Annotated in this window: 8 protein-coding genes; 1 reads left to right on the forward strand and 7 read right to left on the reverse strand. The window is 42.9% G+C overall.

The window, feature by feature from the left end; genetic code table 11:
* Positions 1 to 36 precede the first annotated feature (36 nt).
* The 6 genes from IQ13_RS03390 to katG form a co-directional block, all read right to left on the reverse strand.
* Positions 37 to 1,530: a calcineurin-like phosphoesterase C-terminal domain-containing protein gene (locus tag IQ13_RS03390; protein ID WP_144884497.1), complete on the reverse strand. Its 1,494-nt coding sequence runs from the start codon at positions 1,528 to 1,530 to the stop codon at positions 37 to 39.
* Positions 1,531 to 1,569: 39 nt separating this feature from the next.
* Entirely contained in the window at positions 1,570 to 3,093 is a 1,524-nt protein-coding gene (locus IQ13_RS03395) for a DUF5689 domain-containing protein (RefSeq protein ID WP_144884499.1), read from the reverse strand.
* A 39-nt stretch (positions 3,094 to 3,132) separates the two neighbouring features.
* A complete protein-coding gene (locus tag IQ13_RS03400) occupies positions 3,133 to 4,677 on the reverse strand; it encodes a SusD/RagB family nutrient-binding outer membrane lipoprotein (RefSeq protein ID WP_144884501.1) in 1,545 nt (514 codons plus the stop codon).
* A 20-nt stretch (positions 4,678 to 4,697) separates the two neighbouring features.
* Positions 4,698 to 7,901: a SusC/RagA family TonB-linked outer membrane protein gene (locus IQ13_RS03405; protein ID WP_144884503.1), complete on the reverse strand. Its 3,204-nt coding sequence runs from the start codon at positions 7,899 to 7,901 to the stop codon at positions 4,698 to 4,700.
* A gap of 221 nt (positions 7,902 to 8,122) precedes the next feature.
* Positions 8,123 to 9,235: a formylglycine-generating enzyme family protein gene (locus tag IQ13_RS03410; RefSeq protein ID WP_144884505.1), complete on the reverse strand. Its 1,113-nt coding sequence runs from the start codon at positions 9,233 to 9,235 to the stop codon at positions 8,123 to 8,125.
* A 134-nt stretch (positions 9,236 to 9,369) separates the two neighbouring features.
* Complete coding sequence (gene katG / locus IQ13_RS03415) at positions 9,370 to 11,577, reverse strand: catalase/peroxidase HPI (protein WP_144884507.1); 2,208 nt, start codon at positions 11,575 to 11,577, stop codon at positions 9,370 to 9,372.
* 304 nt (positions 11,578 to 11,881) lie between these two features.
* Here katG and IQ13_RS03420 point away from each other — a divergent pair, with 304 nt between their 5' ends.
* Entirely contained in the window at positions 11,882 to 13,720 is a 1,839-nt protein-coding gene (locus tag IQ13_RS03420) for a C1 family peptidase (protein WP_144884510.1), read from the forward strand.
* 13 nt (positions 13,721 to 13,733) lie between these two features.
* Here the strand turns inward: IQ13_RS03420 and moaCB are convergent, their stop codons facing one another.
* Positions 13,734 to 14,645, reverse strand: a complete 912-nt coding sequence (gene moaCB / locus IQ13_RS03425) for a bifunctional molybdenum cofactor biosynthesis protein MoaC/MoaB (protein WP_144884512.1) — start codon at positions 14,643 to 14,645, stop codon at positions 13,734 to 13,736.
* Between the last annotated feature and the right edge of the window lies 1 nt (position 14,646).

Here is a 14,646-nt window from a genome sequence, read left to right on the forward strand (position 1 = left end):
CAAAGCAACCGGCTTTTCTTTGTTTTCAAATGCGGGCTATGCGAGTTTCTTTTTTACACTGTAGACTTTGCCAAAACGATCGGTCACTTTTACTTCGATTTCCTTTGCTCCAGCCGATGGTTTTGCAAAGAAGATATGATCGGCCAGTGTTGGTTCCACAAACTTGTGTTTCTTCGGCAACTCAGGGCCGCTGTATAGTTCAACCGCCAGAGGGTCAAATGCTACACGTTGTTCCATTGCACCTTTCGCAGCACCATCTTCAAACCACTCAACTTTCCATTTGCTATCCCAGTTCCATACGTTTGCAATTATTTCATCGGGGTAATCTTTCGATCTTCCTTTTTCAAAAACTGTTACCTGGTGTTCTTTTGGAAGTCCGGTTGATTTGTAATACCATGTCAGTTCATTACCATCCACTTCATAAACACCATAACCGCTTGGCGTACCATCGCCACATACAGGGCCCGTCCACCAGGCACCACATACAGTGCCGTGGTTATGTTCCATCATGTTTTCTTTTTCCCACACATCGTTGAAATGGGTATGGCCCGACATAAAATGTACTTTATAATCTGCAAGAATTTTGTACAACTGTTCCCTGTTGGACACATTCGATCCCAACTCAGCTTCTTTTTTATAACGACGGGCAGCACCGGTATCAGTTGGAATATGCAGACTTACGACAACTGTTGAACCCTTCGATACATTTTTCAAATCCTGTTCCAGCCATGACAATTGATTTTCGGTAATATAACCGATATATTTTTTTGCAGTGCCAATGAAGAACACATCATCCAGTACCACATAATGGATCTTTCCACGATTGAACGAATAGTACGTTGGCCCAAATTCTTTTTTAAATGTTTCTGCACTCCACTCATCTGTACGAGCGGTTTTAATGTCCATATCATGATTGCCGATTACATTGAAGAAGGTAACGCCGGTTGCAGCAATTGCTTCTTTGTAACCTTTGAACAATTCAAATTTATCCCACACCAGATCGCCGCAACCGATTCCATGAAACAGTGTTCCTGTTGGGTAAGATTCCACGAGTTGCTGCAAATCAGGAACCGACTGTGTTTTGAGCAATTCCACATCTTTTTCTGAAATCATTTGTGTATCGGCCCAAACAACAAAGCAATGTTTCGAATCGTCCACCGTTAATTTTTCCAGTGTAAAGTCTGCAACAAAGTTTTCTGTTTTTGTATCGATCGTTTTGTAAAACGTTGCCATCTTCTTTTCGTTCGGAAATGCATATCCTGCCGGCAACGAAATATATACAAACTCTGCTCCTGCTGCAGCCTCCAGTGTATAGTTGCCATTTTTATCGGTAAGCACAATACTTGTTCCGTCTGTTACCGCCACACCTGCAATACCTTTTCCGTTTGCAATAACTTTTCCTGTAACAGTTACTGGTTTTACAGGCTGTTGTAAACTTTGTTCATTAACAGCTGCTTTAGTTGCAAGCGGTGGCAATGCCAGTCCTGTTGCAGCAAAGCCGAACAGTTTAAAAAAATCTTTTCTTTTCATATTATCGATCTCGTTCTGAGTAATTAAGATTAAAGCATGTTATTGCAATTTGGTTGCGCCCTCTCCTTCAATTTCACTAAGTGTGGATGTTTTGGTAAGCAGGATATTGTTCTGTGTTCTCGCTTTCATCCAACGGCCCAATGCAACATTGTACTCTCCTCCCATTTTATAGAAGTAGCCACGGTCTGCAGTTGTATAAGCCATATTCAGTGTATTTGATCCGCTGCGATAAAATGGCTGATCTTCCAGTGTGATCGGATTTTTAATATCGTACCAATCGGTATTGGCAATACGGTAACCTTGTGCTGTTGGTGTGGGTGTATATAAACTTCCGCCTGTTGCAACAAACAGTACATCAACCGGAACAGATGCAGCCGTAACAGTTGTGCCTGCAAATACTGCCAGCCCGGATGCGTTACCGCTGTTGGCAAACAAGCCACTTGTTTTTGTACCAAAGCCATCACCATTAATGGTTGTATAGTCAAATGCACGTATCCAGTTTGCATTGCTGATGTTGGTTGATGAAGCTCCATTAATGAGTTTATTGGCACCTCCCACATAAAAGAAAGTTCCTTTTGCTGCAGTACCTGATGTAAGATTCATTTTATATGTACGCATACTTCCCGTCGCCCATCCATTTGCAGGATAACCGGTTGGTGTAGATGCGTTGGCATTGTTGGTAACCACCACAGAGAATGGTGTTGCTGCAAAATCAATATCACGTGTTGCCATAAACTGCATGTATTCATAGTTACCATCGCCACCTGCCACATCGCTGATGAAACCTGTAATTAAGATTGGTGCTACATTAATGGTTGAACTTAATACCACTACATCACTTGCTTTACGCATTTGCAGCTGCGGTACTAATATTTTATCTGCTGTTTGCTGATTAAATACAATGCCGTAAAAATTTGCCAGAAAAGGAACCGAATTGTTGGCAAATGCGGCCGTTGCATAGGTGTGTAATTTCAATTCACCAAATCCATCATTTAGCAGCTTGTCGCCACTAAGCACATCTGTTGGTGCAGGTGCAGGATTAAAACCACCCTTCACCACAACAATCAAGGTGCTTTCGTATTTATCAGGATTGGCAAGTACCAGGTTCGAGGGTACTCTGTTTACTGCTATGGCTTTGCCTGTTGCAACTTTTGTAACAGCTGTTTCGTTTACACCCGTTATTTGTAAAATGCCATTTACACGTTTTAAAATGCCGCCTTCAACATCAACAATGATTGAATCGCCGGGCACATAGTTCGCAGCCGCATTGCCTAAAGCAATCGAAATACCTCGCAGCTCTGATAAACGTCTGCGATCCTGCAATACCAGTAAACCTTCGGGCATATTTCCTTCTGTATGATCCGAAACCACCACTCCGGTAATTTTTGTTGAGCCGTACATCCGATCTTTTGTAAGCGTCACATCAGACCCTTTGTATAAATCTCTGATGTCAAATAATGCAATGTATGGACTGATGCGTGCACCGGGATAGGTTTGGTCTTTTGCACAACCAAAAACTAAAACAGAACACAAGATGATCGTATAAACAAATGAATATTTCATGTTTTGATTTTTAAAATTCACAAAGCCGTTGCATAGCTGTTATGGTTTTTGCCACCATACTTTTGTTGAAATAACATCGGGCCCTTGTTCAGTAATTGCTGCTTTATAGTTTGTAGGATTTGCAGATTGCACATAAACGGGATATGTCATACGTGCAGGCATTTCGCCATTGTTACGTAAGCCTGCTCCTTTCGGTAATACCGGATGTCCTGTACGACGGTATTCAAACCATTGCTGCAGATCTGCAAGAAACAGTGCATAATATTTCTGCAGATGAATGCGCTCCATTTTATCTTCCAACGATGCGTTATTATCCCATTGAATATCTGCAGCAACAACAAATGTTTTTACATCATTCGGTAAACCTGTTTGTTGATTGATGGTTGTTGGCCATAACGGTAACCAAAGTGTAATACTGTTCAGTACACCGTTGTTGTAATAGTTTTCTGCTGAACCGCTGATCCATCCTTTGGCAGCAGCTTCTGCAAGAATAAACTGCAGTTCGGCATAATTCATCATCATCCCCGCCATTGGTTCTGTTTGTAACGAAACTGCTGAGGTCATGGAATAGAAATAAGATTTCTTTACCGGATTTTCACCTGGTGCATAGCCACTGTTAATGCCCAGATATGCACCTGAGTAAGGCGCAATACCCCAACGGTTAAAACCACCGCTGCCGTATGTGGGAATATCAATCCGTGGATCGTTCCAATCAACTAAATTTTGAATAAAGAAGGTTGCTAAACCGGGTTGACGAAAATCCTGTTCCCGTACTGCAATAAGTGGTGATGTGTAAGGTGCAATACCTGTAAAGCGTAAAATAGCCGACTCGTCATTACTGGCGATGATGGGATATGCTGATGTATTGGTTTCAGTAATTTCCTTGATCTTGGCAATTGCATCTGCTGCTACTTCAGTTTTGCCCGAAACACGCAACAGCAAACGTAAGTACAACGAGTTGCCGAATTTGCGCCAGCGTGCTACGTTGCCATAATAAACCGGATCGCTTGCTGCAACAATTGCTGTATTACTTGAAAGTAAAGTATTCGCAGCTTCCAGTTTTTGAAAAATGTCGAGGTAAATATCCCGCTGTTTATCAAACTTCGGCTCGTAGCGTAAAGAATCTTTTGCCTGGTTCGATTGTGAATACGGAATATCGCCATAGGTATCTGTAAGAATGGAATAGATCCACGACTGGCAAATGAGCGATATACCCATATACGATTTGTTGTAATTACTCGAAGCAGTGTCGCTTGCCATCCGGTAAATGTCTTTGAAGTTGGTTAACTCCGAATACAAACCATTGTACAGGTAATCGGCCCAGGTAGAACGGAAATCGTAACGGAAAACCTGTCCTTCTGCATCGCTGATGTTCACTGTAACCTGCATCAACTCGTTGTTGAAATTGCGGTTGCGGATCATGTTATAATTTAAAGCTCCTGTTAGTGCAGGTGCCAGCAACTGCTGCGGTAGTGCAAAAGCGATATTGTTGTTATCGGTATTCAAATCCTGAAAACCTTTTGTGCACGATGCAAGTGTAACACTGCATACAAGCAGCAGTACAAATAATTTATTGCTCTTCATGTTTAATTGTCTTTAAAAATTTAAAATGCAACTACGAGGTTTACACCCATCGTTCTTGTAGAAGGGAACTGTGCAGTTTCAAAACCTCTCACAATATCTGTTCCGCTGAGTGTACCAAATTCAGGATCGAACATGGGCCATGGCGACCAGATAAATAAATCACGGCCATATACACCCACTGTTGCTTTTTGCAGTTTTAGCTTCTGTACAAGTTTCGTATGCAGTGTATAATCGAAGCGCATTTCACGAAACTTGAAAAAGTCGGTACTGAAGGTGCTGCCTTCTGCATTATCAACACCATAATGCGAACGGTAATACTCATCAATGTTGGTAGCAATAACATCATTGGTTCTGTACTTGCCATCAGCCGTCATCACTACGCCATTCCCGATAATACCATTGTAACGACCGGGCAATGTATTTTTTGTTTTACCCTGTTCAGCCAATTTGTAATGCATCAGCGAATGAGCTACACCGCCAAGTTGCGCATCAAACAAAAAGCTTAAACGGAATTGTTTGTAGGTAAACTCGTTGGTAATACCGAATTTGTATTTGGGAATTGTATTGCCGAGATAAACAACATCCTGCGAAATGAGTGCATTACCGGTTAATGTATCGTACACCACTTGTCCGTCGGGAGAACGTACATAGCCACGGCCATACAAATCGCCCATGCTGCCGCCAACCTTTGCAACAATTTGTCCGCCACCAACAGGGCCGGTTTGCAACACCACTGAGCTATCGAGTAATTCCTTTATCTGGTTTCTGTTGGTTGAGAACACAACTCCCACATTCCAGTTAAATCCTTTTTTTGATTTTACAGGCGAACCATTCAATGCCACTTCCACACCACTATTGTTTACACGTCCTGCATTGATGAGTACTTGTGTAAAACCCGATGAACGATCGAGTATTCTGCGCAGGTGCTGATCTTTTGTACTACCTGTATACACCGCCACATCAAGACTTAACCTGTTCTTCAACATCTTCAGTTCTGCACCAGCTTCGTACGATGTTGTACGCAACGGACGAAGATTGGGGTTGGCCAGTAATCCCGGTGTTTGTAAGCCACCTGCAAATAAACTGCCGGCCGATTCGTAATTGTAAGCCGTTAAATAGGGATTGGTTCCACCGCTACCCACACTCGATGCAGAGAAACGGAGTTTTGCATAATTGATATATTTTGGCAACCTTGTTACGTTCGATAAAATGAAACTCATGTTGGCAGATGGATAAAAGAATCCTGCATTGGTTGTACGTTCGGGTGTTGCCAATACGCTGTTCCAGTCCTGGCGTGCCGTTAAATCGAGGAATAAAAATTTATCGTACGATGCCGTAAGTAAGCCGTAAAAGCTATTGATACCATAACGGCTGCTGTAAGGCATACTTACCAATGGCCCTGCTGAGTTTGCAAACGAGTACAAACCCGGATAAATCAATGAATCGGCACGTGTTTCATCACGCTTGTATTTATTGCGTAATAAACTTCCTCCGGCCATTGCTGACAGATCGATATGTGTACCGATTTTCTGATTGTACTTCAGTAAAAAGTCTGCACTTATTTCACTGGAGAAAATATTCTGTGTACGCAAACTTCCTTTCACCAATTTTGAACCTGCGTCGTAAGGACGTTTCTGTGCACGCTCTTCGTACGATTGATCAACTGATGTGCGTACCTGTAAGCTAAGTTGTTTTGTAAGCGTATAATTTGCCTGGATATTTCCGGTTATACCATGACGGTTAGAACTGTTGATAAATTCATAAGCAATTGCGTAGGGATTTTCCGGAAAGCTGCTGAAGGGGAACATGATCCGTTTATTCTCCTGTCCGTTTACCCAATAATTTTTTAACCAGTTGGGATCTGCACTTGGCTGCCAGAAAATATACCAGTACATGATGGATTGATTGCCATAGCCTGCACCGGGCAAATTATCGCTCCACTTATTGGTGTAGTTTACTTTTGAACTAATCTGCAGTTTATCATTCACTTTTGAGTTGACCGATAATGCAACTGTATTACGTTTGTAGCCGGTGTTGGGAGTTATCCAGTCGTTCAACACATTCGTCATCGAAAAACGTGCTGTTGTTTTATCGGTACCACCATCTACACTTATGGAATTGGTGATAGTTTTCCCGGTATTGAAATAACTGTTCACCCCGTTTTTGTAAGGTCTCCATTCTGTACGTTGTGTACCCTGTGCCTGTGTAACAGGATCGAACTGGAAAAACTGCTGACCATTAAACCGTGGACCATAAGCCGAACTTGTTCCACTGGTACTTGCACCATCTGCTGATGCACCAAAGGAATAATAAGCAGCACCGGCAAGACCTTGTCCGTATTCGTATTGCAATGCGGGCCAGCGGTTCACCTGTTCCATTGAAACATTGGAGCTGAAGGTTACACCCAAACCTTTCCGTTTTGAACTGCCCGATTTTGTGGTAATAATAATTGCACCGTTTGCTCCACGCTGTCCGTACAATGCTGCAGCGCCGGGGCCTTTCAACACTGTCACCGATTCAATGTCTTCCGGATTCAAATCATTCAGACTACTTCCGTAATCAGCAGGCATATTGTCACTACCGGTACCATATACTACCTCACCCGCAATGGAGCTGCGTCGACCACTACCTTGGTTAATAACAACACCATCAACAACGATTAATGCTTCGTTATCACCTGTTAAATTATTTTCACCACGCAGAATAATTTTGTTGGTTCCTGTTGGCCCGCTACCCGAACGAACCATGTTTAAGCCGGCAACTTTACCCGACAATGCATCAATCCAGTTGGCAGATTTTGCATCGGTTAACTGTTCGTTATCGATGGTTGTTGCTGCATATCCCAATGCCATTTGTTTACGTGTAATGCCCAGTGCGGTTACAACAACACCTTCCAGTTCTTTTGCTGCGGGCTTTAATAATACATTTCGGATGCGTTGATTGTCGCTCACAACAATGCGCTGCTCTTCGTACGATACAGCAGAAAAAACAATGGTTGTTCCTTTGGGAACAGCAACGGTGTAGCTACCGTCTTCCTGTGTAACAAATAATGATTTTTTACCTGCTACCGCAACAGTAACGCCTGCAAGCCCGTTATTTGTCTCTGCATCTTTTACAATACCGGAAATTACCACAGCCGAATTTTGTGGTTGCGTTTGTGTTAAACCAGGAAATGCAAGAAATAGAAAATAGAAACAAAGGCTTACATAAAAAGAAAGCTTCATCTTGTAAGTTTTGGTTAAAGAGTTTGAAAAATGATCGAGTCGAATTTTATACCGGGCGCAAGATGAAAGCTGTATGTTTCCGTAGTGTTATGTGAAGGTTATGGGAATATTAAGCGTGACGAATGGAAAGAATTGCGTGTATATTAACTAATGAAGAACATGCATGCAATAAAAAAAGTCAGTTCAACTGAACTGACTTTTTCATTTATCAATAACAATTTTTATTGCACATCCTTTACACATCTGAAGCCAAGATGATTGGTGCCTGTACGCCACTCACCTTTTCCACGTGTGCCCATTACATAGCGGGAACAGTATTGATCAGTACATAAAAACGAACCGCCACGATGTACTTTCTTTTTCATGCCCGGTTCAGCCGGATCAAAACTTTCTGCAGGGCCAACCGGATTTTTAATGACTTCGTTTGCAGGTAAGCTTTGGTAATAATCGTGGTTGTACCAATCAGCACACCACTCCCACACATTACCGGCCATATCGTACAGACCATAACCGTTTTTTGCAAATTGTTTTACCGGCGCAATGCCTTTGAAGCCATCTTTTGCAAGATCGTTGTTGGGGAATTTTCCCTGGAAGGTATTAGCCATTGCTTTACCCGATGGATTGAACTCATCGCCCCATGCAAAACGTTTTCCGCAATAACCACCTCTTGCTGCAAACTCCCACTCGGCTTCGGTTGGTAAACGTTTACCTGCCCACTTTGCATAAGCCATTGCATCTTCCCAAGCTATATGTACAACAGGATAATTTTCTTTTCCTTCAATGCTACTGCCTGCACCTTGCGGATGTTTCCAATCGGCAGCTTTTACAAATTGCCACCACAGCATGTAATCATTTAAGTTCACGGCGTTTGCCGGCGGACTGAACACCACCGATCCTGCAACCAGCATTTCAACAGGCGCATCAGGAAATTCTTCTTTGGTGGGCACTTGTTCGGCAACTGTTTTGTAGCCGGTTGCTTCTACAAATTTTGCAAACTCTTCATTGGTTACTTCGTGTTCATCCATTAAAAATGCATCAACATATACCTGGTGTATAGGTGTTGCATCGGTAGTAAGGCCTTTTACTTCGCATAACGATTCATTGGCTTCTGCAGTACCCATCGAAAATGTGCCTCCCGGTATCCAAACCATTCCTTCGGGAAGAGTTGTTGGTCTGGTAAGATTGTTTTCAACTGTCGGTAAAAAACCGGCTGCATTATCTGCAGCACATTCAACCAAATCGCTTTTTTGTTTATCAGCATCTCTATTTTCTGCACAACTGTTAAGCAAAGCAAGGGTAGAAAGCGCAAAAGCATATGTATACATCCGTTTCATCAATCTTTGTTTCTTGCAGTGAAGATATGCTGCAACCTTAACAGCAAACTTATTAAATAGTATGCATCTAAATCGTTCAAAAAAAAGGTGGTCTGTATACAGACCACCTCACTTTATAACCAATATACAACCTGTTATGCCAGATCGAAACGATCGAGATTCATTACTTTATTCCATGCAGCTACAAAGTCTTTTACAAACTTTTCTTTGCCATCTGCACAACCGTATACTTCTGCAATTGCACGAAGCTCGGAGTTAGAACCAAAGATGAGATCTGCACGTGTAGCTGTCCATTTTAGATCGCCTGTTGCACGGTCTGTACCAAAGAAACCTTGTTGTACAGGATCGGCCGCTTTCCAGGTAGTTCCAAAATCGAGCAGGTTCACAAAGAAATCGTTTGTCAACACACCCGGTGTATTCGTTAACACACCGTGTTTCGAACCATCGAAGTTGGTGTTGAGTACACGCATACCACCTACCAATGCTGTCATTTCAGGAGCTGTAAGTGTCAACAGTTGTGCTTTATCAATCAACAGCTCTTCAGAAGTTGTTGTAGCACGTCTGCTGAGATAATTACGGAAACCATCAGCAACAGGTTCCAGGTAACCAAACGATTCAACATCTGTTTGTTCCTGCGATGCATCTGTACGGCCAGGCGTAAACGGAACTGTAATTGCAAAGCCTGCATCTTTTGCTGCTTGTTCAACAGCTGCACAACCTGCCAGTACAATTAAGTCGGCAATTGAAACCTGCTTACCGCCTGTTTGCGCACTGTTGAATTCTTTTTGAATTGCTTCCAGTGCATCCAGCACTTTTGATAATTGTGTTGGATTATTCACTGCCCAGTATTTCTGCGGAGCAAGACGGATGCGTGCACCATTTGCACCGCCACGTTTATCCGATCCACGGAAGGTAGATGCAGATGCCCATGCAGTAGCTACCAACTCTGATACCGTTAAGCCAGAAGCCAGCACTTTTGCTTTCAATGCGGCAACATCCTGTTCGTTAATCAGCTCATGCGTTACCGCAGGAATCGGGTCTTGCCAGATGAGTTCTTCTGTGGGCACTTCTTTACCGAGGTAGCGGTTACGTGGCCCCATATCACGATGGGTAAGTTTAAACCATGCACGTGCAAACGCATCGGCAAACTGATCGGGGTTTTCGTAGAAACGACGGGAAATTTTTTCGTATGCAGGATCGAAACGCAACGAAAGATCTGTTGTTAACATAAACGGCGCATGACGTTTTGATGGATCATGTGCATCCGGCACCAACCCTTCACCCGCATTACCTTTCGGCTTCCATTGATGTGCACCTGCAGGGCTCTTTGTTAATTCCCACTCGTAACCAAACAGGTTTTCGAAATAGTTGTTGCTCCATTTTGTAGGCGTGGTTGTCCATGCACCTTCTAAACCGCTGGTAATAGTATCTGCACCTGCACCTGTGCCAAATGTGTTTTTCCAGCCAAGACTCATTTCTTCAATACCTGCACCTGCCGGTTCTTTACCAACGTATTTGCTAGGGTCTGCCGCACCATGTGTTTTACCAAATGTATGCCCGCCTGCAATCAATGCAACCGTTTCTTCATCATCCATAGCCATGCGTGCGAAAGTTTCACGAATGTCACGTGCAGCAGCAATCGGATCAGGGTTGCCGTTAGGCCCTTCAGGGTTTACATAGATCAAACCCATTTGTACAGCAGCTAATGGATTTTCCAGTTCACGGTCGCCGGTGTAACGCTTATCGCCAAGCCATTCTGTTTCAGAACCCCAATAAATATCTTCTTCCGGCTCCCACACGTCTTCACGCCCCCCCCCGAAACCAAATGTTTTAAAGCCCATTGATTCCAATGCGCAGTTACCTGCAAGGATCATTAAATCGGCCCAAGATAATTTCTTACCATATTTCTGTTTGATTGGCCAGAGCAGCAAACGAGCTTTATCCAGGTTGGTATTGTCGGGCCAGCTGTTTAAAGGAGCAAAACGCTGCGTACCTGCACCACCACCGCCACGGCCATCGTGCACACGGTAAGTACCTGCACTGTGCCATGCCATGCGGATGAAGAGCGGACCATAATGACCATAATCTGCAGGCCACCAATCCTGCGATGTTGTCATCAACTCATAAATATCTTTCTTCACCGCATCGAGGTCGAGGCTTTTAAATTCTTCAGCATAATTAAAAGATTCACCCATTGGATTAGATAAGGCTGAATGCTGACGAAGCACATTCAACTTTAACTGGTTGGGCCACCAGTCACGGTTTCTGGTACCGCTACCTGCACTCTGCTTACTCATAGCGCCGGTAACCGGACACTTGCCTTGCGATGTGTTATTTTCCATTTTTTACGTTTTGATATGAAAGATTAGTAATGAAGTTTCCAGGACATGTTAATGCGTCAAAACTACTGACTTAGAATTATAAGTTCAATTGATTGTTTTTATCATTCCATAGTTATTATCTATAAGTTGGTTCGAAACAATCACTGAAACAGCCGGATATTAAAGTTAACAGCAGCTCGTGATATTTTGAAACAGAAGCAGCTGACAGTTGTCAGATTAAGCATGATTCCATATTACAAAAGAAGTTGCTGCCTCTTGTATCGTTCGGGTTTAATTTCTACTTTGTTTCATAACACCTTTTAATATGAAAAGCAGAAAACACAATGTTGTTCCCGATAAAATTGATATCAGGGACCGAATGTATCAACCCTCCGTTTCAACAGCTCCCGGAAAATCGTTTATTCAACAAACAAAGCTTCCTGTTTTAAATCAAAAAGAAACCAGTGCCTGTACAGGTTTTGCATTGGCAACAGTGGTTAATTTTCTGGTTCGGAAAATCGATCCCTCCAATCATACATTTACAGCCTCTCCTTTTATGCTGTATTCCATGGCACGTCGCTACGATGAATTTCCGGGTTACAAAAAAGACGAAGGTTCCAGTCTGCGAGGTGCAATTAAAGGCTGGCACAAACATGGTGCGTGCGAAAGCCGTTTTTGGAAAACACTTGAAATGCCCAAGCCCGACATTACTGCAACAGATGGCGATTGGTGGCTCAACTCTGTTAACCATCCTTTGGGCGCCTATTACAGGGTAGAACCCAAAAGTATTGAAGACATGCATTGTGCCATCAACGATTTGGGGGTATTGTATGCCAGTGCGGTTTGCCATGCAGGCTGGGATCATTTGAAAAAATCAACACATCACCACTACCTGGAAATTCCAAATACAAAAGCGAAAGAAAGCGACGGAGGCCATGCGTTCGTTATTATTGGCTATAACCAAACAGGTTTTATTATTCAAAACTCCTGGGGCAAAACCTGGGGAACGGATGGACTTGCTGTATTAACCTACGAAGACTGGCAGCAGAATGCTATGGATTGCTGGGTTGCACAAATAGGTGTTACAACAGATCTTCATTTAACCATTGCTAACTCTGCCACGCTACGCCTCGACAGTAAAAACAAAGTGGCAATTGCTACCGACCCTATCCTTAAGAAGCGAGAGCTTGATCCGTTTATCATTGATATGGAGAATAACGGCATGCTCAGTAATTCGGGAGAATACAGAACAACTGAAATGGACATTGAATCGCTGGTAACACAACACGCCGGTATTGCACGTGAACGCTGGGGCTTGCAAAACAAACCAATGGATGTAGCCATTTATGCACACGGTGGTTTGGTGGGCGAAAAATCGGCTGCCGACAGTTATGCTGTGTGGTGCAAAAAATTATACGATGCACAGATTTTTCCGATTATGCTGATGTGGGAAACGGATATTTTCAATACGGTAAAGAATATGATTGAAGATACACTGCTGGGCAAAGAACCCCGAATGACCGGTGGTCTTATTGACAGAATTATTAATTGGAAAGACGAACGACTGGAACGATTGGCAGCACCTTTGGGAATTAAAATATGGAAGGAAATGAAAGAAAATGCAAAGGCCATCAGTTATCAAAAAAACAGCGGCGGCCAGCTACTGTACAAATATGCAACATCGCCTGCCAGCGAATTAAAGAAGCATGTAAATATTCATCTTATCGGTCACTCAGCCGGCAGTATTGTACATAGTCACCTTGCCGAAAAAATGATCAGCCTTGGATGGAATTTTAAAACTGTGCAGTTTATGGCTCCTGCAGTTACCAATGAATTGTTTGATGCAACTATTCTTAAAGCCATCAACAATAAAAAAATAGGCAACTATTATCAATTTCATTTAAGCGATGAAGTTGAGCAGAAAGATAATTGTTCCATTTATTCGAAATCGCTGCTCTATCTTGTTTCCAATTCGTTTGAACCGGGCCGTAAAACACCGGTATTAGGTATGGAAAAGTTTTTTAAAGATGAGCCGAGGTACAAACAAGCATCCATCAAATCGTTCAATAGCCCCGGAGCTGCTACAAAAAGTACATCACACGGCGGGTTTGATAATGATGCTACCACAATCGAAACCATCATTAAAAATATTAAACGTTCGTAGCGAAGCTGTTGGTTTAATCGTGCCGCATACCTTTTGCTACACGAAACAAATGCAGCACATAAGGAAACAACGCATCCATGGTTTCTGCAGCACCTTTGGTTGAACCGGGCAATGTAATAACAAGTGAGTTGCCAATGAAACCGGCTACACCTCTCGACAACATAGCATAGGGCGTGCGTTGTTGCCCATAGCTGCGTGCAGCTTCCATCATACCGGGAATTTCCCTATCGAGTAAAGGTTGAATGGCTTCGGGTGTAATATCTCTTGGCGACAAACCGGTGCCCCCTGTGAATAAGATGAGGTTATAGTTTTCGTTGCTGTATTGTTTTGCTTTTGATTGAATGGCATCAAACTCATCGGGAATAATGTCATACACAGCTGCTTTCAGTTGATGCTTCTCGAGTTTTTGCAGAATGGCTTTACCGCTGCTGTCTTCTTTGGTACCTGCTGCCACAGAATCGGAACAAACAATGACTGCTGTGCGGATGCTTTCTTTCAACTCATCTTTGAAATCTGTTTTACCGCCTTTCTTGCTTTCGAGTTTGATGGAAGAAATCTCCACGCCCTTATCCAAAGGTTTTAGCATATCATACATGGTCAATGCAGTGATGGCTGCACCATGCATGGCTTCCACTTCCACACCTGTCTTATAGATCGTATGCACTTCAACAAGAATGCGGATACTTAATCCTTCTATTTCATGCTTGATGGCTGCAAACTCCACCGGTAACGGATGACAATCAGGAATCACATCACTTGTTTTTTTGATGGCGAATAAACCTGCTGCACGTGAAAATTCAAACACATCACCCTTTGGTACAGATTTATTTTGAATCGCATCAATGGTTTCCTGTTTGGAAACAGTGAGGGTTGCCGATGCAATTGCCTGGCGTAAGGTTGTTGATTTATGTGTAATGTCGACCATT

Origin of the sequence: Lacibacter cauensis (assembly GCF_007830055.1) — a bacterium.
Taxonomy (GTDB): domain Bacteria; phylum Bacteroidota; class Bacteroidia; order Chitinophagales; family Chitinophagaceae; genus Lacibacter; species Lacibacter cauensis.

What these genes read in the sequence shown, in the direction of transcription:
- IQ13_RS03390 (WP_144884497.1), bottom strand. Translation starts at nt 1,530, where the DNA reads ATGAAAAGAAAAGATTTTTTTAAACTGTTCGGCTTTGCTGCAACAGGA.
- IQ13_RS03395 (WP_144884499.1), bottom strand. Translation starts at nt 3,093, where the DNA reads ATGAAATATTCATTTGTTTATACGATCATCTTGTGTTCTGTTTTAGTT.
- IQ13_RS03400 (WP_144884501.1), bottom strand. Translation starts at nt 4,677, where the DNA reads ATGAAGAGCAATAAATTATTTGTACTGCTGCTTGTATGCAGTGTTACA.
- IQ13_RS03405 (WP_144884503.1), bottom strand. Translation starts at nt 7,901, where the DNA reads ATGAAGCTTTCTTTTTATGTAAGCCTTTGTTTCTATTTTCTATTTCTT.
- IQ13_RS03410 (WP_144884505.1), bottom strand. Translation starts at nt 9,235, where the DNA reads ATGAAACGGATGTATACATATGCTTTTGCGCTTTCTACCCTTGCTTTG.
- katG (WP_144884507.1), bottom strand. Translation starts at nt 11,577, where the DNA reads ATGGAAAATAACACATCGCAAGGCAAGTGTCCGGTTACCGGCGCTATG.
- IQ13_RS03420 (WP_144884510.1), top strand. Translation starts at nt 11,882, where the DNA reads ATGAAAAGCAGAAAACACAATGTTGTTCCCGATAAAATTGATATCAGG.
- moaCB (WP_144884512.1), bottom strand. Translation starts at nt 14,645, where the DNA reads ATGGTCGACATTACACATAAATCAACAACCTTACGCCAGGCAATTGCA.